Origin of the sequence: Nocardia sp. NPDC087230 (assembly GCF_044744725.1) — a bacterium.
GTDB lineage: Bacteria > Actinomycetota > Actinomycetes > Mycobacteriales > Mycobacteriaceae > Nocardia > Nocardia canadensis.
Window position 1 is genome coordinate 412,967 of record NZ_JBIUYV010000001.1, and the last position, 23,369, is coordinate 436,335.

At 70.8% G+C, this 23,369-nt stretch carries 1 protein-coding gene (cut by a window edge); it reads left to right on the forward strand.

Annotated features, from left to right (window positions below; genetic code table 11):
• Window positions 1–23,369, forward strand: partial view of a non-ribosomal peptide synthase/polyketide synthase gene (locus tag ACIO52_RS02055; RefSeq protein ID WP_402640818.1) — the 5' portion only. Its footprint extends 20,953 nt past the window's final position; the window shows 23,369 of its 44,322 coding nt (coding positions 1–23,369); the start codon lies at window positions 1–3; its stop codon lies beyond the right edge, outside the window.

Below are 23,369 nucleotides of genomic sequence, written 5' to 3' on the forward strand. Positions count from 1 at the left end.
TTGGACCGGCTGGATTTCGGCGGAAACGGCGAAACTGGTGACGGACGTGGAGACTCTGCGGAGTACTTCCCGCTCTCGCCCGCACAGCTGGGTATCTGGTACGCGCAGCATGTCGACCCACAGGTGCCGATCAATATCGCCCAGTTCGTCGACCTGCGTGGCCGGCTCGATGTCCCGGTGCTCGAGCGGGTCAGCTCCCAGGCCGCCGCGGAGCAGCAGTCGGGCTTCCTGCGCATCGTCGAGATCGACGGCGAACCGATGCAGACCGTCGACCTCACCCTCGACGACACGCTGATCTACGTCGACCTGCGTGGCGAAGCCGATCCCGAGGCGGCCGCCGCGGCGTGGATGCGCGCCGAGTACAGCCGCCCGCTCGACATCGTCGACGACCGTCTAGTGCAGGCCGCGGCGCTGCAGCTCGAGGACGAGCGCTGGTACTGGTATGCCCGCGTCCACCACATCGTGCTCGACGGTTTCGGCGCCAACAACTTCGTCACCCGCACGGCACAGCTCTACACCGCGGCCGTCACCGGCGCCGAGGCGCCGGAGAACAAGGCCACCGACCTGCGCGCGCTCTACGAGTCGGAGATCGCCTACCGCGACAGCTCGCGCTTCGAGTCCGACAAGGCGCACTGGGCCCAGCGCGTCGCCGGGCTGGAAGAGGGCAGCAGCCTCACCGGTCGGTCGGCGCCGCCGTCGCCGGTCAACGATGTCACCAGCGCCGCCCTGAGCCCCGCCCAGGACGAGCTGTTCAGCGAGGCCATCGCCCGCCACGACACCACCTCGGCGCCCCTGCTGATCGCCGGTTTCGCGGCGTATCTGGCGCAGATCACCGGTACCTCCGACGTCATCCTGAGTCTTCCGGTGACCGGCCGTACCACCGCGATCATGCGGCGTTCCGGCGGTGTGACCTCCAACATCGTGCCGCTGCGCCTGCGCGTGGGCCACGACACCACCGTCGCCGAGCTGCTGCGCTCGGTCACCACCGAGGTCTCGGGCGCGCTGCGGCATCAGCGCTACCGGCACGAGGACATCCGCCGTGATTCGGCGGGCGACGGCATGGTCGCCACGGAGTTCTTCGGCCCGTGGGTCAACATCATGCTGTTCGACAACGAGCTGCGCTTCGGCGACATGGACGGCACCCTCAACGTGCTCTCCACCGGTTCGATCGAGGACCTGGGCGTCAACTTCTATCAGTCGCACGGCGGCACCCGCTCCCACATCGACTTCGAGACCAACCCGAACCTGTACTCGGCGGCCGACGCGGCCACCCACCACGCCCGCTTCCTGGAGTTCTTCGATCGTTTCCTGGCCGCCGACGCCGCGCTGCCGGTGTGGTCGCTGCCGGTCACCGGCGCCGCCGAGCTGGAACGCTCGCTGACCGAGTGGAACGACTCGGCGCACGAGGTCCCCGCGACCACGCTGCCCGCGCTGCTGGACGCGCAGATCCCGCGCACCCCGGACAACATCGCCCTGGACTTCGAGGGCGCGACCCTGACCTACGCCGAGTTCGGCGCGCGGGTCAACCGCCTGGCCCGGTTCCTGATCGCCGACGGCGTCGGCCCGGAGTCGCTGGTGGCGCTGGGCATGCGCCGTTCGCTGGACCTGGTGATCGGTATGCACGCGGTGCTGCGCGCCGGTGGCGCGTACGTGCCGATCGACCCGGATCACCCGGCCGACCGCACCGCCTACATCCTCGAGTCCGCGGCACCGGTCTGCGTGCTGACCACCACCGGTGACGACCTGGACCTACCGGGCACGGTGGCCCGGGTGGAGATCGACACCCTCGATACCTCCGCGTTCGCCGATACCCCGATCACCGACGACGACCGGCTGGCGCCGCTGCGCCCGGACAACACGGCCTACGTCATCTACACCTCGGGTTCGACCGGTCGACCCAAGGGCGTCGCGGTCACCCATCACGCGATCGTCAACCAAGAGCTGTGGATGCTCGACGAGTACCGGTTGACCGCCGACGATGTCTACCTGCAGAAGACCGCGACCACCTTCGACGTGTCGCTGTGGGGCTACTTCCTGCCGCTGATGGTCGGCGCCAAGCTGGTCATCGCCTCGCCCGACGGCCACCGTGATCCGCTGTATGTCGCGGACATGATCGAACGCCACGGCGTCACCGTGACCGACTTCGTGCCGTCGATGCTGACGGTCTTCGTCTCCCACGCCACGCAGGCCCAATGTGAAACGCTGCGTGCGGTTTTCGTGATCGGCGAGGCGCTGCCGCCGGAGACGGCCGCCGGTCTGCGCGCGATCTCCACCGCGGGCCTGCACAACCTGTACGGCCCGACCGAGGCCGCGGTCTCGGTCACCTACTGGGAGGCCACCGAGGCCGACACCGTGACGGTGCCGATCGGTATCCCCGAGTGGAATGTCGAAGTGTACGTGCTGGATTCGCGGCTGCGCCCGGCCGCGATCGGCGCACCGGGTGAGCTGTATCTGGCGGGCCGTCAGCTGGCCCGCTGCTACCGCGGCCGCCCGGATCTGACCTCGGATCGCTTCGTCGCCAACCCGGTCGGCGCGCCGGGTGAGCGCATGTACCGCACCGGTGACCTGGTGCGCTGGAACGCCGACGGCGTCCTGGAGTACATCGGCCGCACCGACTTCCAGGTGAAGTTCCGTGGTCAGCGCATCGAGCTCGGCGAGATCGAGACCGATCTGCTCGCGCATCCCAGCGTCAGCCAGGCCGCGGTGCTGGTGGTCGACACCGCCACCGGCCAGCAGCTGGTGGCCTATGTGGTGCCCGCGCCGGGCCAGTCCGCCGATCCGGCGACGCTGACCCGTTTCGTCGCCGAGAAGCTGCCCAGCTACATGGTGCCCGCGTCGATCATGGTGCTCGACGCGTTCCCGCTCAACACCTCCGGCAAGCTGGACCGCAAGGCCCTGCCCGAGCCCGTGTTCACCGCCGCCGCGGGCGATTTCCGTGCTCCGCGCACGCCGTCCGAGCAGATCGTGGCCGGCATCTTCGCCGATGTGCTGTCCCAGGAGCGAGTCGGCGCCGACGACAACTTCTTCGAGCTCGGCGGTAACTCGCTGGTCGCGACCCAGGTCGTGGCCCGCATCGGCGCGGCCTTCGGCATCCAGCTGGGGGTGCGCGCGCTGTTCGAGACCCCGACCGTGGCCGGGTTGGCCGCGCGGGCCGAATCCGTCACTCCCGCCGATGTTTCCGCCGCTCGCCCGCCGCTGGTGGCGCTGCCGCATCCCGAGCAGGTGCCGCTGTCGCTGGCTCAGCAGCGGATGTGGTTCATCAACCAGTTCGACCCCGCCGCGCCGACCTACAACCTGCCCTTCGTGGTGCGGATGAAGGGTCGCGTCGATGTCGACGCGCTGATCGCCGCGCTCAACGACGTGGTGGTGCGCCAGGAATCGCTGCGCACCATCTTCCCCGACGCCGACGGCGGCTTCCAGCAGGTGCTGCCCGCCGACGAGTTCGATCTGGGCATCACGGTGACCCCGATCGATCAGTCGCTGCTGCACGACGAGCTGATCCTGTTCGCCTCCACCGGTTTCGACGTCACCCTGGAACTGCCGATCCGCGTGCGGATCTACCAGGTGACCGGCGGAACGACCAATGGCACACCGGAATTCGCGGTCGCCTTCGTCGTCCACCACATCGCCGCCGACGGTTTCTCCTTCGGCCCGCTGGCCCGCGACGTCGCCACCGCCTACCTGGCCCGCTCCGCGGGTGAGGCGCCCGGCTGGGCGCCGCTGCCGGTGCAGTACCGCGACTACACCCTGTGGCAGCGCGAACTGCTCGGCGCCGAAAGCGATCCGACGTCGATGGCCGCGCGCCAGCTCGACTACTGGCAGCGCGCGCTGGACGGCCTGCCCGATCAGCTCGACCTGCCCAGCGACCGCCCGCGCCCGCAGCAGCAGAGCTTCCGCGGCGCCCGCGTCGGTTTCGAGATCGACACCGAGACCCACGAGCAGCTGGCCGCGCTGGCCCGCGCCAACGGCGTCACCCTGTTCATGGTGATGCACGCCTCGCTGGCGGTGCTGCTCGCGCGCCTGTCCGGCACCACCGACATCGCCGTCGGCACCCCGATCGCGGGCCGCGGCGAGCAGGCGCTCGACGACCTGATCGGCATGTTCGTCAACACCCTGGTGCTGCGGTCCGACGTCGACCCCACCCAGCCGTTCAGTGAATTCCTCGCCCGCACACGGGAAACGGATCTGAGCGCGTTCGCCAACGCCGACGTGCCGTTCGAGCGGCTCGTCGACGTGCTCAACCCGTCGCGCTCGCAGGCGCGGCACCCGCTGTTCCAGGTGGTGCTGTCGTTCCAGGAGATGTCGCACGGCACTCTGGAACTGCCCGGCCTGTCGGTCGACGCCGACGAGGTCGAGGTCGATATGGCCAAGTTCGACCTGCAGTGGACGCTGACCGAGGAGCACACCAGCACCGGCTCGCTGTCGGGCATGACCGGCGTGCTCACCTACGCCGTCGACCTGTTCGACCAGTCGACCGTCGAGGAACTGCTGCTGCGCTGGCGGCGCGTGCTCGACGCGATCCTGGCCGACCCCGCCGTCACCGTCGGCGCGATCGACGTGCTCGACGACGCCGAGCGCACCGACCTGGTCACCCGCTACGGCGCGCCGGCCGCGGTCGCGCGCACCCTGCCGCAGCTGATGGCGCAGGCCGCCCGCGACACCGAGGCGACCGCCGTGGTGTTCGAGGGGACCACCGTGTCCTACGGCGAGCTGGATCGCCGCTCGAACCAGCTGGCGCGCTTGCTGATCCAGCAGGGTCTGGGCGCCGAGGACTTCGTCGCCGTCGCCGTGCCGCGCTCGCTGGAGTCGGTGCTCGCGGTGTGGTCGGTCGCCAAGACCGGTGCCGCGTTCGTGCCCGTCGACCCGAATTACCCGGCCGACCGCATCGCGCACATGATCACCGATGCCGGTGTCTCCGTGGGCATCACGGTCACCTCCGAGGCCGAGGAGCTGCCCACCTCGGTGCGCTGGCTCGAAGTCGACGACATCGATCTCGACGACATCTCCGACGCGCCGCTGGCGCCGCGTGAGCTGGTGCGCCCGACCGATCCGGCCCAGCCCGCCTACCTGATCTATACCTCCGGTTCCACCGGTGTGCCCAAGGGCGTGGTGGTCACCCATGCCAGCGTCGCCAACTTCTGCGCCGAGCAGATCGACCTGTACTCGCTCGACTCCGACACCCGCGCACTGCATTTCGCCTCGCCGTCGTTCGACGCGTCGGTGCTGGAACTGCTGCTGGCGCTGGGTCGCGGCGGCACGCTCGTGGTGGTCCCGCCGGGTGTCTACGGCGGTGAGGAACTGCGCGACATCCTCATCACCGAGGAAGTCACCCACGCCTTCGTCACCCCGGCCGCGCTGGCCACCTTCGATGCGCGCGGCCTCGACCACTTGCGGGTCCTGGCCGCCGGTGGCGAGGCGGTCCCGCCGGAGCTGGTCACCAAGTGGGCGGTGCGCCTGCCCGACGGCGCGCGCCGCATGCTGGGCAATGTCTACGGCCCGACCGAGACCACCATCGCCTCCAACCTGTCCGAGGGCCTGATCCCGGGGGAGCGGGTCGTCATCGGTGGACCCATCCGCGGTGTCCACACCCTGATCCTCGACGACCGGCTGCGCCCGGTGCCCGTCGGCGTGGCCGGTGAGCTCTACATCGGCGGCGTCGGCATGGCACGTGGCTACCACGCGCGCGCCGCGCTGACCGCCGACCGCTTCGTCGCCAACCCCTACGCGCCCGGCCTGCGGATGTACCGCACCGGTGACGTGGTGCGCTGGACCGCCGACCGCAATGTCGAATACGTCGGCCGCTCCGACTTCCAGGTGAAGGTCCGCGGTTTCCGTATCGAACTGGGCGAGATCGACTCCGCGCTGGCCTCGCACGAGACCGTCGACTTCGCGGTCAGCATCGGCCACAAGAACAAGGGTGGCAGCACCTCGCTGGTGTCCTATGTCGTCGCGGTGCCGGGCAGCTCCATCGATGTGCCCGCGCTGACCGAGCATGTCGCCCAGCGCCTGCCCGCCTACATGGTGCCGTCGTCGATCATGGTGCTCGCCGCGATCCCGCTGACGGTCAACGGCAAGCTCGACCGCCGCGCGCTGCCCGCGCCGGTGTTCGAGGTGCGCGAGTTCCGTGCCCCGACCACCCCGATCGAGCAGATCGTCGCGCAGGTCTTCGCCGACGTGCTCGAGCTCTCGCGTGTCGGTGTCGAGGACGACTTCTTCGAACTCGGCGGCAACTCGCTGATCGCCACCCAGGTCGCCTCCCGCATCGGCATCGCCCTGGACACCCGGGTCCCGGTGCGCATGCTGTTCGAGGCGCCCACCGTCGCGGCGCTGGCCGCGCGGGTGGAGTCGCAGGCCGGTGACGGTGCCCGCAAGGCACTGGTCGCGCGTGAGCGGCCCGAGCTGGTGCCGCTGTCGCTGGCCCAGCAGCGCATGTGGTTCCTGAACCGCTTCGACACCGCCTCGGCGGTCAACAACATCCCGGTCGCGATCCGGCTCTCCGGTGACCTGGACGTGGCCGCGCTGCAGGTCGCCGTCATCGACGTGATCGACCGGCACGAGTCGCTGCGCACCGTGTTCCCCGAGTCGGGCAACGGCCCGGTGCAGGTGGTGCTCGACGCCGCGCAGATCGTCCCCGACCTGACCCCGTACCGGGTCACCGAGGACAACCTCATCGATCATCTGATCGACCTGGCCTCGATGGCCTTCGACGTGACCAGCGAAGTGCCGCTGCACGCGCGGCTCTTCGAGATCAGCGAGACCGAGTACGTGCTCGGCATGGTGGTGCACCACATCTCCGCCGACGGCTGGTCGATGGCGCCGCTGTCGCGCGATGTCATCGTCGCCTACGCGGCGCGCACCTCCTGGGAGGCGCCGACCTGGGCCGAATTGCCGGTCCAGTACGCCGATTACGCGCTCTGGCAGCGCGAGGTGCTCGGCTCCGAGGACGACGCGCAGTCGCTGATCTCCTCCGAGATCGACTACTGGACCCGCGAACTCGCCGATCTGCCCGACGAGCTGGTGCTCCCGGCCGACCACCCGCGTCCGCCGGTGGCCACCTACCGTGGCGGCACCTACAGCTTCGTCATCTCCGGCGAGACCCAGCGCGCCCTGGTCGATCTGGGCCGCCGCTACAACGCCTCGCTGTTCATGGTCATGCACAGCGCGCTCGCCGTGCTGCTGGCCCGCGCCAGCGGCACCAGCGACATCGCCATCGGCACCCCGGTGGCCGGCCGTGGCGACCAGGCCCTCGACGACCTGGTCGGCATGTTCGTCAACACCCTGGTGCTGCGCAGCCAGGTCGAGGGCGCGACCCCGTTCGCGGCCCTGCTCGACCAGGCCCGCGAGACCGACCTGCAGGCGTTCGCGCACGCCGACGTGCCGTTCGAGCGGCTCGTCGAGGTGCTCAACCCGCCGCGGTCGCAGGCGCGCCATCCGCTGTTCCAGGTGATGCTGTCGTTCCAGAACAACAAGCAGGCCTCGCTGCAACTGCCCGGCCTGTCGGTCAGCGGCATCGACTACGACTCCCAGCTGGCCAAGTTCGACCTGCAGCTGACCCTGACCGAGGTGCAGGACACCGACGGTGAGGCCGGCGGCATGTCGGCCGAGTTCTCCTACGCCCTCGATCTTTTCGAGGAGTCGACGGTCGCCGCGTTCGCGCGCAGGCTCGACAACATCTTCGCCGCGATCGTGGCCGATCCCGAGGTCGCCGTCGGCGACATCGATCTGCTGGCGCCCGAGGAGCACGCGCAGGTCCTCGTCGACTGGAACGACACCGCGCGCCCGGTGCCCGCCGGCACGCTGGTCTCGCTGTTCGACGCGCAGGTCGAGCGGACCCCCGACGAGGTCGCGCTGGTCTTCGAGAACGAGCGGCTGACCTACCGCGAGCTGCAGGAGCGCGCCAACCGCATCGCCCGCAGGCTGATCGCGGACGGCATCGGCCCCGGTGCGCATGTGGCTCTGGCCATTCGGCGTTCCACCGAACTGGTCGTCGCCATGTACGCGGTGCTGCAGGCAGGCGCGGCCTACGTGCCGCTCGACCCGGACCAGCCCGCCGACCGCATCGGCCACATCCTCGAGACCGCGCGGCCGGAGCTGGTGCTCACCAGCCGCCGCGACGCGTTCGAGGCCGACGGCGTCACCGTGCGGGCGGTCGAGAACATCGCCTCGCCCGCCGATTTCGGCTCGGCGCCGATCACCGACGCCGAGCGCACGCAGCCGCTGCGCGCCACCAACACCGCCTACGTGATCTTCACGTCGGGTTCCACCGGTCGCCCCAAGGGCGTCGCGGTCGACCATGCCGCGATCGTCAACCGCCTGCTGTGGATGCAGCACGAGTACCCGATCGACGGCGCCGACGCGGTGCTGCAGAAGACCCCCGCCACCTTCGACGTGTCGGTGTGGGAGTTCTTCTGGCCCTTGCAGACCGGCGCTCGCCTGGTCGTCGCCAAGCCCGACGGCCACCGCGATCCGGTGTACCTGGCCCAGATCATCGCCGAACACGGCATCACCACCGCGCATTTCGTGCCGTCGATGCTGTCGGTGTTCGTCTCCACCCTGGGCAGCAACGGCAACGGCGACGCGGTGCGGCTGCGTCAGGTGTTCGCCTCCGGTGAGGCGCTGCCCGCGCCCACCGCGCAGCGCCTGCGCGAGCTGACCGGGGCCCGCCTGCACAACCTGTACGGCCCCACCGAGGCCGCGGTCGACGTCACCTATCACGAGGTGGTCGACACCGACGTGGAGTCGGTGCCGATCGGTCGTCCGGTGTGGAACACCAAGGTGTTCGTGCTGGATTCGCGTCTGCATCCGGTGGCCCCCGGTGTCGCGGGTGAGCTGTATCTGGCGGGCGATCAGCTCGCCGTCGGCTACCTCAACCGGGCCGACCTCACCGCCGACCGCTTCGTCGCCAACCCGTACGGCGCGGCCGGTTCGCGGATGTACCGCACCGGCGACCTCGTCACCTGGACCCGCGACGGGGAACTGAACTACCTGGGCCGCACCGACTTCCAGGTGAAGCTGCGCGGTCTGCGCATCGAGCTCGGCGAGATCGAGGCGACCCTGCTCGCCCAGCCGGGCGTCGCGCAGTCGGTCGTCGTCGTGCGCGCCGACGCGCACGCGGGCGATCAGCTCGTGGGTTATGTGGTGCCCGAAGCGGATTCGAGCATCGACGTGGCGGCGGTGAAGGCGGGCATCACCGCCGAGCTGCCCGCGTACATGGTCCCCGCCGCGCTCGTCGTGCTCGCGGAGTTCCCGCTCAACGCTTCCGGCAAGCTCGACCGCAAGGCGCTGCCCGCGCCGGTGTTCGAGGCCAAGGTGTTCCGCGCGCCCTCGACCCCGATCGAGGAGATCGTCGCGGAGATCTTCGCCGACCTGCTCGGCGCCGAGCGCGTCGGCGTCGACGACGACTTCTTCGCTCTCGGCGGCAACTCGCTGGTCGCGACCCAGGTCGCGGCCCGCCTGAGCAAGGCTCTCGACGCCGAGGTGGGCGTGCGCACCCTGTTCGAGGCGCCGACCGTCGGCGCGCTCGCGGCCCGGGTGGAATCGCACGCGGGCACCGGCGTGCGCGCCGAGCTCACCGCGCGTGCGCGGCCCGAGCACCCGCCGCTGTCGCTCGCACAGCAGCGCATGTGGTTCCTCAACCGCTTCGACCTGGGCGACTCCGGCGGTGCGGGCACCTACAACATCCCGGTCGCGGTCCGTCTGCAGGGCCTGCTGGACCTGCCCGCGCTGCGTGGCGCGGTCGCCGACGTCATCGCGCGGCACGAGTCGCTGCGCACCGTCTACCCCTCGCACGACGGCACCGCCTACCAGAAGGTGCTGGCCGCCGCCGTTTCCATCCCCGAGCTGGAACTGGTCGAGGCCGACGAGACCGACATGGCGATCTCGCTCTACGAGTTCGCCCGCCGCGGTTTCGATGTCACCACGCAGGCCCCGGTCCGCCTGCGGGTCTACGAGCTGGGCGAGCGCGAGCACGTGCTGGTGATGGTGGTCCATCACATCGCCTCCGACGGCTTCTCGCTGCGCCCGCTGGTGCGCGACCTGATGACCGCCTACGTGGCGCGCACCGCCAACGCGGAGCCGGGCTGGCCGCCGCTGGCGGTGCAGTACGTCGACTACGCGCTGTGGCAGCGCGAAACCCTCGGCGAGGAGACCGATCCCACCTCGCTGATCTCCGAGCAGCTCGACTACTGGCGCGGCGCGCTCGCCGATCTGCCCGACGAGCTGCGCCTCGGCCACAAGTCGCGGCCCGCGCAGGCCACCTACCAGGCGGGGACCCACCGCTTCGAGGTGCCGGGCGAGCTCGTCGACGCGCTGAACCGGGTCGCCCACGAGCACGGCACCACGCTGTTCATGGTGGTGCACAGCGCCTTCGCGGTGCTGCTGTCGCGCCTGTCGGGCACCGAGGACATCGCCGTCGGCATCCCCGTCGCCGGTCGTGGCGAGCAGGCTCTCGACGACCTGGTCGGCATGTTCGTCAACACCCTGGTGCTGCGCGCCCAGGTTGATCCGGCGGCCTCGTTCACCGAGCTGCTGGCGCGGGTCCGCGAGCACGACCTGGCTGCCTTCGCGCACGCCGACGTGCCGTTCGAGCGCCTGGTCGAGGTGCTCAACCCGGCCCGCTCGCAGGCGCGCCACCCGCTGTTCCAGGTGATGCTCTCGTTCCAGAACCTGGGCCGCACCACCCTGGAACTGCCCGGCCTCACCGTCTCCGAGCTGGGCATCGACCAGCACGTGGCCAAGTTCGATCTGCAGCTGGCGCTCAGCGAGGTGCCCGCCGACGACGACAGCCACATGGACGCCGAACTCGTCTACGCCACCGATCTGTTCGACGCGGGCTTCGCCACCACCTTCGGCGCGCGTCTGCTGCGTGTGCTCACCGGCATCGTGGCCGATCCGTCGGTCGCGGTCGGTGACATCGAACTGCTCGACGACGCCGAGCGCACCCTGGTGCTCGATCGCTGGAACGACACCGAGTTCGCCGTCGACGCCGCGCTGAGCACCCCCAGCGACGACGACCCGGCGACCCTCAACGCCCTGTTCGAGGCGCAGGTCGCGCGCACGCCCGACGCGACCGCGCTCACGTTCGAGGGGACGAGTCTGTCCTACGCCGAGTTCGCGATCCGCGTGCGCCGGCTCGCGCGCTGGCTCAAGGACGCCGGCGTCGGCCCGGAATCGTATGTGGCCCTGGGCATGCGGCGCTCGATCGACCTGCTGGTCGGCATGTACGCCGTGTCCGCGGCCGGTGGCGCCTATGTGCCGCTGGACCCCGACCACCCGGCCGAACGCATCGAGCACATCCTCGATACCGCGCAGCCGGTGTGTGTGCTGACCTCCGGCGAGAGCCTGCCCGGCGTGGCCGGGCGCGAGGTGCGCATCGATCAGCTCGACCTGTCCGGCCAGTCGGCCGAGCCGGTCACCGATGCCGACCGGCATCGTCCGCTGCGCTCGGACAACACCGCCTACGTCATCTTCACCTCCGGCTCGACCGGTCGCCCCAAGGGCGTCGCGGTCAGCCATGCCGCGATCGTCAACCGGCTGGTGTGGATGCACGCCGCCTACGGCCTGGCCGCCGACGACGTGGTGCTGCAGAAGACCCCCGCCACCTTCGACGTGTCGGTCTGGGAGTTCTTCTGGCCCTTGCAGGTCGGCGCGCGCCTGGTCGTCGCCAAGCCGGACGGGCATCGCGACCCGGCCTACCTGGCCCGCCTGATCGCCGCCGAGCAGGTCACCACGGTGCACTTCGTGCCGTCGATGATGGCCGTGTTCGTCACCGAACCACTTGCCGCGGAATGTGTCTCGCTGCGTAATGTGTTCGCCTCCGGTGAGGCGCTGCCCGCGCCGACCGCGCAGCGCCTGCGCGAGCTGACCGGTGCCGCGCTGCACAACCTGTACGGCCCCACCGAGGCCGCGGTCGACGTGACCTATCACGAGGTCACCGATGCCGACGCCGACACCGTGCCGATCGGCGCGCCGGTGTTCAACACCCGTCTGTACGTGCTGGATTCGCGTCTGCGGCCCGTTCCGGTGGGTGTCGCGGGTGAGCTCTATCTCGCGGGCGTGCAGCTGGCGCACGGCTATGTGGGTCGGCCCGACCTCACTATGGACCGCTTCGTCGCCGACCCGTTCGCTCCCGGCGAGCGCATGTACCGCACCGGTGACCTCGTCACCTGGACGCCGGACGGCGAGCTGGAATACCTGGGCCGCACCGATTTCCAGGTCAAGCTGCGTGGTCTGCGCATCGAGCTCGGCGAGATCGAGTCCGCGCTCACCGCGCTGCCGCAGATCGCCCAGGCGGTGGTCGTGGTCCGTGCCGACGAGCGCACCGGCGATCAGCTGGTCGCCTACGTCATCCCGCAGCAGGGCTCGACCGTCGACACCGACGCGGTCAAGGACGCCCTCGGCGCCGAACTGCCCGTCTACATGGTGCCCGCCGCGTACGTGGTGCTGAACGCCTTCCCGCTCAACGCTTCCGGCAAGCTCGACCGCAAGGCGCTGCCCGCGCCGGTGTTCGCCGCGCGCACCTTCCAGGCGCCGGTCACCCCGGTGCAGCAGATCGTCGCCGCCACCTTCGCCGAGGTCCTCGGCGCGGGTCAGGTCGGCCTCGACGACGACTTCTTCGAGCTCGGCGGCAACTCCCTGGTGGCCACCCGGGTCGCCGCTCGCCTGTCCGAGGCGCTCGACACCCAGGTGCCGCTGCGCGCGCTGTTCGAGGCCTCGACCGTGGCCTCGCTGGCCGCGCGGGTGGAGACCGCCACCGGTCGCGGCGGGCGTATCCCGCTGGTGCCGCAGCCGCGGCCCGAGCTGGTGCCGCTGTCGCAGGCCCAGCAGCGGATGTGGTTCCTCAACCGCTTCGACAACCGCACCGCCGTCAACAACATCCCGGTCGCGATCCGGCTCACCGGCGACCTCGATGTCGCCGCGCTGGAAGCGGCCATCGCCGATGTGACCGCGCGGCACGAGTCGCTGCGCACCTTCTACCCCGAGGTGGAGGGCGCCGGTTACCAGCAGGTCCTGCCCGCCGACGAGGTACGTTTCGCGCTGCCCGCCCAGCCGGTCACCGCCAACGAGGTCGTCGCCCGCGTGGTGGAGCTGGCGAGCGTGCACTTCGACGTCACCCGCGAGGTGCCGTTCCGCGCGAGCCTGCTGCGCGTCGACGACCGGAACCACGTCGCCGTGCTGGTCATGCACCACATCAGCGGTGACGGGTTCTCGCTGCGACCGCTGCTGCGCGACGTCGTCGTGGCCTACACCGAGCGTGTCCGCGGCGAGGTCCCCGCGTGGGCTCCGCTCGAGGTGCAGTACGCCGACTACACGCTGTGGCAGCGGGAGGTGCTCGGCGAGGAGTCCGATCCCGAGTCGGTCGCCGCGAGCCAGATCGCCTACTGGACCGAGCAACTGCGCGACCTGCCCGACCAGATCGAGCTGCCCGCCGACCGCCCGCGCCCCGAGATCGCCACCAACGCCGGTGACCTGTACCGCTTCTCGGTCGACGCCGACCTGCACCGCGCGCTGACCGAGATCGCCCGCGCGCACGGCGTCACCCTGTTCATGGTGATGCACGCGGCACTGGCCACCTGGGCCGCGCGCCTGTCCAACAGCACCGACATCGCCATCGGCACCCCGATCGCGGGCCGCGGCGAGCGCACCCTCGACGACCTCGTCGGCATGTTCGTCAACACCCTGGTGCTGCGCAGCGAGGTCGACCTCGGCGGCCGCTTCGGCGACCTGCTCGACCAGGTCCGCAAGGTCGACCTGTCGGCCTTCGCCAATGCCGACGTGCCGTTCGAGCGCCTCGTCGACGTCCTCAGCCCCACCCGCTCGCAGGCCCACCACCCGCTGTTCCAGGTGGCGCTGACCTTCGAGGCGGCCACCGCCGCCGATACCGGCACCGTCGCCCTGCCGGGCCTCGACCTCGACGTCGTCGACTTCGACCCGGGCACCGCGAAGTTCGACGTGCAGCTGACCGTGGGCGAGGCCGCCGACGGCTCGCTGGCGATGTCCTGGAACTACGCCACCGATCTGTTCGACGCCGAGACCGTCGCCGCCTTCGGCGATCGCCTGGTGCGCATCCTGCGCACCGTCGCGGACAACCCCGACGTGATCGTCGGCGACATCGACCTGCTCGGCGAGGCCGAACAGCGCGATGTCGCGCAGCGCTGGGTGTCCTCCGGCGCCGACGCCATCGCCCTGCCGGTGATCCACGACGCCAGCACCCCGGCGGGTCACCGTCGCGGGCTGTTCGGCAACAAGCACACGACGCTGGTCGACCTGTTCGACGCGGCGGCCGCGGCCTACCCCGATCGCATCGCCGCCAAGTTCGGCGTCGAGTCGCTGACCTACGCCGAGCTCGATCGGCGCGCGAATGTGCTGGCGCGCAGGCTGATCGACGACGGCGCCGGCCCCGAGTCGCTGGTCGCGGTGATCCTGCCGCGCTCGCTCGATCTCGTCGTCGCGCTGCTCGCCGTGGTCAAGACCGGCGCGGGCTACGTGCCGGTCGACCCGACCTACCCGGCCGAGCGCATCGCCTACGTGCTCGAGGACTCCCGTCCCACCAGCGTGGTCCTCGACTCCACCGTGCAGGTGACGGTGCCCGCGCACCTGCCCTCGGTGGTGCTCGACGGGTTCGCCGTGGAGACCGGCAATATCGAGGACGCCGACGATCTGCCGATCACCGACGCCGACCGGATCGCGCCGCTGTCGCCGGACAACGTCGCCTACGTCATCTACACCTCCGGCTCGACCGGTCGCCCCAAGGGCGTCGCGGTCGCGCACCGGAACGTGGTGCGGCTGTTCGCCAACACCGACCGCGGCTTCGGCTTCGGCCCGCGCGATGTGTGGACGCTGTTCCACTCCTACGCCTTCGACTTCTCGGTGTGGGAGCTGTGGGGTCCGCTGCTGTTCGGCGGCTCGCTGATCGTCGTCGACTACTACACCTCGCGTTCGCCCGAGCAGTTCCTGGAACTGCTGCGTGTCGAGCAGGTGACGGTGCTCAACCAGACGCCGTCGGCGTTCTACCAGCTCGCCGAGGCCGACCGGATCGCCGGACCCGGCCTGGCGCCGCTGGCCCTGCGCTACGTCGTCTTCGGCGGTGAGGCGCTGGAACTGCGCCGCCTGTCGGATTGGGTTGCCCGCCACGGCGACAGCTCGCCGACGCTGGTCAACATGTACGGCATCACCGAGACCACGGTGCACGTGTCGTTCCGCGCGCTGGACGCGAAGACCATTGCCGCCGCGGCTGGTTCGGTCGTCGGCCGGGCCATCGCCGGCCTGGGCGTGTACGTGCTGGACAACCGGCTGCGGCCGGTGCCGGTGGGTGTCGCCGGTGAGATGTATGTGGCCGGACCGCAGTTGGCGCGCGGCTACCTCGGTCGCCCCGACCTGACCGCGACCCGCTTCGTCGCCAACCCGCTCGCGGGCCCGAGCCAGGCGGGCTCGCGCCTGTACCGCTCCGGCGACCTCGCGCGCTGGAACCGCTTCGGCGAGCTCGAATACCTCGGCCGCGCCGACGATCAGGTGAAGGTCCGCGGCTTCCGCATCGAGCTCGGTGAGATCGAAGCCGCCGTGCTGGCCCAGCCCGGCATCGCCCAGGCCGCGGTCATCGTGCGCGAGGATCAGCCGGGCGACCAGCGCATCGTCGCCTACGTGGTCGCCGACGGCGACGCCCAGCCCGACCTCGACGTCGTGCGCAGCGGTGCCGCCGAACAGCTGCCCGCCTACATGGTTCCGGCCGCGCTGGTCCGCCTCGAGTGGATCCCGCTGACCGTCAACGGCAAGCTGGACCGTCGCGCTCTGCCCGCTCCGGCGGTGCAGGCCAGGGCCTTCCGCGCCCCGGTCACCCCGGTACAGGAGACCGTCGCGGCGGTCTTCGCCGACGTGCTCGGCCTGGACCGGGTCGGCGTCGACGACGACTTCTTCGACCTCGGCGGCAACTCGCTCATCGCCACCCGCGTGGTCGCCCGCATCGGCGCGGCGCTCGGCGCCACCGTGCCGGTGCGCGCGCTGTTCGAGGCCTCCACCGTGGAAGCCCTTGCGGCGCGGGTGGAATCGCACACCGGCGGCACCGCCCGCGCGGCGCTGGTCGCCCGTGAGCGCACCGAAGGTGAACTGGTGCCGCTGTCGTTCGCGCAGCAGCGCATGTGGTTCCTCAACAAGTACGACACCACCTCGGCGGCCTACAACCTCCCCGTCGCGATCCGCCTCACCGGCGCGCTCGACACCGAAGCGCTGGCGCTGGCGCTGGCCGACCTGGTGCGCAGGCACGAATCGCTGCGCACCCGCTACCCCGAGCACGGCGGCACCCCGGTGCAGCAGATCGTCGCGGCCGAACGCATCTCGCTGGATCTGCGCCCGGTCACGGTCGCCCAGGAGCAGCTGTTCGGCACCGTGACCGAGTTCGTGTCCACCGGTTTCGATGTGGCCGAACAGGTTCCGCTGCGTGCGCGCCTGTTCAAGGTCACCCCCGAGTCCGCTGGCGGTGCTCCCTCCGGGCGCGCCGACGCCGAGCATGTGCTGGTCGTGGTCGTGCACCACATCGCGGCTGACGGTTTCTCCATCGCGCCGCTGACCCGCGACGTGATGCTGGCCTACACCGCTCGTGCCCAGGGCACCGCGCCCGGCTGGGCGCCGCTGCCGGTGCAGTACGCCGATTTCGCGATCTGGCAGCGCGCGGTGCTCGGCACCGAGGACGACGCCGACTCGCTGATGTCGCGCCAGGTCGGGTACTGGCAGCGCCAGCTCGCCGGTGTCCCCGACGAGCTGACCCTGCCGTTCGACCGTGCCCGCCCGGCCATCGCCTCGCATCGCGGCGCCACCGTGCACCGCGAGCTGGCGCCCGAGCTCATCGCCAAGCTCGACGAGGTGGCCCGCCGCCAAGGCGCGTCGCTGTTCATGGTCATGCACACCGCGCTGGCGGTGCTGCTCTCGCGCCTGTCGGGCTCCGACGACATCGCCATCGGCACGCCCATCGCGGGCCGTGGTGAACAGGCCCTCGACGACCTGGTCGGCATGTTCGTCAACACCCTGGTGTTGCGCACCGGCGTGCGCCCGGCTGAGGCGTTCACCGACCTGCTCGAGCAGGCCCGCAAGGCCGACCTCGACGCCTACGGCAACGCCGACGTGCCGTTCGAGCGCCTGGTGGAACTGCTGGCGCCGGAGCGCTCGCAGTCGCGCAACCCGCTGTTCCAGGTGATGCTGGCCTTCCAGAACCTGGACCGCACCACCCTGGAACTGCCCGGCCTGGCCGTCTCGGCGCTCGATCTCGACGAGAGCGTCGCCCGCTTCGACCTGCAGTTCACCCTGTCCGAACTCGGTGAGCCGGGCAGCGGCGGCATGGCGCTGGCCCTGAACTACGCCACCGAACTGTTCGACGAGGCCACCGTCGACACCATCGCGACCCGCTGGGAGCGCGTGCTCGAAGCCGTCGCCGCCGACGCCACGGTCACCGTCGGCGCCATCGATGTCCTCGATGCCGCCGAGCGGGCCGATCTGGTGTCGCGCGTCGGCGAGCCGCCGGTGCCCGCGCGCACCCTGCGCAGCCTGCTGGCCGAGGCCGTCGCGCTGAACCCGACCGGCGACGCCGTCGTGTTCCAGGGGACGGCTCTGTCCTACGCCGAGCTGGATGAGCGCTCGAACCGCTTGGCGCGCTTGCTGATCGCCGAGGGGATCGGCGCCGAGGACCTCGTCGCCGTCGGCGTGCCGCGCTCGGCCGACTCGGTGCTGGCCGCCTGGGCCGTCGCCAAGACCGGCGCCGCCTTCGTGCCGGTCGACCCGACCTACCCGGCCGACCGCATCGCCCACATGGTCACCGACTCCGGTTCACCGCTGGGCCTCACCGTCGCCTCCGTGCGCGCGGGCCTGCCGGAATCGGCACGGTGGCTGGTGCTCGACGAGCTGGACCTGGACGCCTTCGACGGCGGCCCGATCGCGGATTCGGAACTGGTCCGCGCGACCATGCCCGAGCAGCCCGCCTACGTCATCTACACCTCCGGCTCGACCGGTGTGCCCAAGGGCGTCGTGGTCACCCACGCCGGCCTGGCCAACTTCGGCGAGGAGCAGGCCCAGCGCTACGCCCTCGATACCGATACCCGCGCACTGCATTTCGCCTCGCCCTCGTTCGACGCCTCGATCCTGGAACTGCTGCTGGCGCTGGCCCGCGGCGGCGCGCTGGTCGTCGTCCCGCCGGGTGTCTACGGCGGTGACGAACTGTCCGAGCTGATCCGCGCCGAGCGGGTCACCCACGCCTTCATCACCCCCGCAGCGCTGGCGACCTTCGACCCGAGCGGCCTGGATTCGCTGCGGGTGCTGGTCGCCGGTGGTGAGGCGGTGCCCGCCGATCTGGTGAGCAAGTGGGCGGTTCCGTTGGCGGACGGCACGACTCGCGCCTTCCATAACGGTTACGGTCCCACCGAGACCACGATCATGACCAACATCAGCGCCGCGCTGACCCCGGGCGAGCTGGTCACCATCGGTGGCCCGACGCGCGGCATGCGCTCGCTGATCCTGGACGCCCAGCTCCAGCCCGTTCCGGTGGGTGTCGCGGGTGAGCTGTATCTGTCGGGCATCCAGCTGGCGCGCGGCTACCACGCCCGCGCCGGGCTGACCGCCGACCGATTCGTCGCCGATCCGTTCGTGCCGGGGGAGCGGATGTACCGCACCGGTGACGTCGTGCGCTGGACCGCCGACGGCACCGTCGAATATGTCGGCCGCTCCGACTTCCAGGTCAAGATCCGCGGTTTCCGTATCGAACTGGGCGAGATCGACTCCGCGCTCGCCTCGCACGAGACCGTCGACTTCGCGACCACCATCGGCCACAAGAGCACGGCGGGCGCGGTCTCGCTGGTCGCGTATGTGGTTGCCGCGCCGGGCCATTCGATCGACGTCGCGGCGCTGACCGCGCACGTCGAGGACCGCCTGCCCGCCTACATGGTGCCGTCGTCGATCATGGTGATCGACCACGTGCCGCTGACTCCGGTCGGCAAGCTCGACCGTAAGGCGCTGCCGGAGCCGGTGTTCGCCACCGAGGTCACCTTCCGGGCCGCGCGCACCTCGATCGAGCAGACCATCGCCGAGGTCTTCGCCGAGGTGCTCGGGGTCGAGCGCGTCGGCGTGGACGACTCGTTCTTCGCCCTGGGCGGTGACTCGATCGTCTCCATTCAGCTCGTCTCCCGGGCCAAGGCCCGCGGCGTGCTGTTCACTCCGCGCCACGTCTTCGAACAGCGCACCGTCGCCGGGCTGGCCTCGGTCGCCGAGACCGCCGAGGTCGGTTCGGCCGCCGCCGTCACGCTGGCCGAGCTGCCCGGCGGTGGCGTCGGCGAGATGCCGCTGACCCCGGTCGTCCGGTTCATGGCCGAGCGGTCCGGCTCGTTCGACCGGTTCAACCAGACCATGGCGCTGGAACTGCCGGTCGGCATCGACCGCGCGGGCATCGCCGCCACCGTCGGCGCGGTCATCGACCGCCACGACATGCTGCGTTCGCGCCTGCACCAGGTCGACGGCCGCTGGGTCGTCGACACCGCGCCCGCCGGCGCGGTCGACGCCGACGTGCTGATCGACCACAGCACCTTCCCGGCCGATGCCACCGACGACGAGCTGATCGAGATCGCCTCCGCCGCACTGGATGCCAGCCTGGACCGGCTCGATCCCGCCGCGGGAGTGGTCGTTCGGTTCGTCTGGCTGGAGCCGTCCGCCGCGACCGCCCCGGCTATCTCGCTGCCCGGTGATGCCGCCCCGACCGGCGACACCGCCGCGAGCGTTTCCGGCGACACGACCTCGGCGACCGCCACCGACGCCGCGGCGTCGTCCGCCGGATCCCGGTCCGTCGCGCGGGCAGGTCGCCTGATCGTCGTCGCCCACCACCTCGTGGTCGACGGCGTGTCCTGGCGCATCCTGGTGCCCGACTTCGTCGCTGCCTGGGGCCAGCTCTCCGCCGGCCAGCAGCCGGAACTGGTCGCCCCGGCCACCTCCATGCGGGCCTGGGCGCACGCGCTCGCCGACGAGGCGCGCAGCCCCGAACGCGCCGCCGAACTCGACTTCTGGCGCGAGGTCGTCGCCACCCCGGATCCGCTGCTCACCGAGCGGCCGATGAACCCGGCCGTCGACGTCTCCGGCGTCATCGAGAAGCTGCCGGTCGAGGTGTCGGCCGAGGTCACCAAGGCCCTGCTGACCACCGTCCCGGCGTTGTTCCATGGTGGCGTCAACGACGGTCTGCTCACCGCCCTCGCACTGGCCGCGGCCAAGTGGCGCTCGACTCGCGTCGGCGCCACGGGCTCGACCACCCGTGCGGCCCTGGGCGACGGATCCGCTGCCGGTGACGGCCACCGCGCCGACAACGACGCACTGCTGGTCCGGCTCGAAGGCCATGGCCGCGAGGAAGAGGTCGCGCCCGGCGCCGACCTGTCGCGCACCGTCGGCTGGTTCACCGCTATTTTCCCGGTCCGCCTGGACCTGGCCGGTATCGACATCGACGCCGCGCTCGCCGGTGGTCCCGCGCTCGGTCAGGCCGTCAAGGCGGTCAAGGAGCAGCTGCTCGCCGTGCCCGACAAGGGCATCGGCTACGGCCTGCTGCGGTACATGAACGCCGAGACCGCGGCGGAACTGCCCACCCAGCTGCCCGGCCAGATCAGCTTCAACTACCTGGGCCGCGTCGCCGACAGCGACGTGCCCGACGCGCTGCGCGGCTTCGGCTGGATTCCCGCGCCCGAGCTGGCCGCCCTCGGCGGCGCCTACGACGCCGACATGCCCGCCATGGCGCCGTTGGACGTCAACGCGATCGTCGTCGGCGACAAGCTCAGCGCCAATATCGGCTACCCGAGCACCCTGCTCGCCGCCGCCGAGGTGCGCGAGTTCGCCGACCTGTGGGTCACCGCGCTGGAAGCCGTCGCCCGGCACGCCAACTCGGCCGACGCGGGTGGCCACACGCCGTCCGATTTCGCGCTGGTGCGCTCCACCCAGGGTGATATCGACGTCTGGGAGAAGCGCTACCCCGAGCTGACCCAGGTGTGGCCGCTGGCCGCGCTGCAGGCCGGTCTGTTCTTCCACGCCCGTCTGGCCGCCAGCTCGGTCGACGTCTACACCGCGCAGGCGGTCCTGACGCTCACCGGTCGCGTCGACGCCACCCGTCTGCGCGCTGCCGCCCAGGCTCTGCTGGACCGGCACGAGACCCTGCGCACGGCGTTCGTCACCGACCACGACGGCAATGCCGTCCAGATCGTCCTCGAGCACGCCGAGGTGGCCTGGACCGACCACGACCGCACCGAAACGGGCGAGTTCGCCGACCTCGTCGAGGCCGACCGCCATGCCCGCTTCGACCTGGCCGCGCCGCCGCTGATCCGGTTCACCCTGATCCGCATCGCCGAGAACGAGTGGCGCTTCGTGGTGTCCAACCACCACATCCTGCTCGACGGCTGGTCGACGCCGCTGGTCATGCGCGACCTGCTCGCGCTCTACGCCCTGCACGGCGACACGAGCGCGCTGCCCGCCGTCCGCTCCTACCGCCACTTCCTGGAATGGGTTGCCCAGCAGGATCACTCGGTGTCGGTCGCGGCATGGTCCGCCGCGCTGCGCGGCGTCACCGAGCCGACTCTGCTGGCCCGCCCCGACGCCAGCCGCGAGATCGCGGCGCTGTCGGAGGAGTACCTGTTCGACCTGGACGAGCCGACCACGGCCCGCCTGGTCGCGCTGGCCGCCGACCTCGGGGTCACCCCGAACACCGTGCTGCAGGTCGCCTGGTCGATCGTGCTCGGCCGGATGACCGGCCGCGACGACGTGCTGTTCGGCACCACCGTCTCGGGCCGCCCGGCACAGCTGTCGGGCGTGGAATCCATGGTCGGCCTGTTCATCAACACCGTCCCGGTGCGCGTGCGCTTCGACGCCGCCGAATCGGTGCGCGAGGTGCTGACCCGTACCCAGGGCGAGCAGGCCGACCTGCTCGACCACCACTACATCGGCCTGGCCGACATCCAGTCGGCCGCGGGCATCGGCGCCCTGTTCGACTCGCTGGTGGTCTTCGAGTCCTACCCGGTCGACGCCGAGGGCATCAAGGCCCAGGCCGCCGACATCGACGGCATGGCCGTCACCGGTCTGGACGCCGCCGACGCGACCCACTACCCGCTGTCGCTGATCGCCCAGCTGGACACGCAGCTCCGTATCCGGGCCGGCTACCTGAGCGATCTGTTCGACGCCGCCACCGTGCACCGCATCGCCGAGCGCCTGATCCGGGTGCTCACCGCGATCACCACCGAACCCGGTGTGGCCGTGGGCGATATCGAGCTGCTCGACGCCGCCGAACGCGAACTGGTCGTGCGCGACTGGAACGCCACCGCGCACGAGGTCGACACCACGGCCACCCTCGTCTCGATGTTCGAGGCGCAGGTGGCGCGCACCCCGCAGGCCACCGCCCTCAGCTTCGAAGGCGAGAACCTGTCCTACGCCGAGTTCGCCCAGCGGGTCTACCGCCTGGCGCGCTGGCTGATCGATCGCGGTGTCGGCCCGGAAACCTATGTGGCCCTGGGTATGCGCCGCTCGATCGACCTGGTGGTCGGCATGTACGCGGTGAGCGTGGCCGGTGGCGCGTACGTGCCGCTCGACCCCGATCACCCGGCCGAGCGCACGGAATACATTCTGGCGACGGCGGATCCGGTGTGTGTGCTCACCTCGGGCACCGATCTGGAGATCGACACCGCGCAGGTCCGCATCGACCTGCTCGACCTGGTCGGCTACGCCGACACCCGCATCACGAATGCCGAGCGCACGGCGCCGCTGCGTCCGTCGAACACCGCGTATGTGATCTTCACGTCCGGTTCGACCGGTCGTCCGAAGGGTGTGGCGGTCAGCCACGGCGCGATCGTCAACCGTCTGGTGTGGATGCAGGCCGCCTACGGCCTCACCGCGGACGATGTGGTGTTGCAGAAGACCCCCGCCACGTTCGACGTGTCGGTGTGGGAGTTCTTCTGGCCCTTGCAGATCGGCGCGCGTCTGGTTGTCGCCAAGCCCGACGGTCATCGTGATCCGGCGTACCTGGCCGAGATCATCGCTGCCGAGGGTGTGACGGTCACCCACTTCGTGCCGTCGATGCTCGCGGTCTTCGTCGCCGATGCCGCGGCCGCGCGCTGCGCGTCGCTGCGGATGGTGTTCGCCTCCGGCGAGGCGCTGCCGCCCAAGCCCGCGCATCGTCTGCGCGAGCTCACCGGTGCGGCCCTGCACAACCTGTACGGCCCCACCGAGGCCGCGGTCGACGTCACCTTCCACGAGGTCGTCGACACCGATACCGACACCGTGCCGATCGGCGCGCCGGTGTTCAACACCGAGGTCTACGTGCTGGACGCGCGCCTGCGCCCGGTCCCGGTCGGTGTCGCGGGTGAGCTGTACCTGGCGGG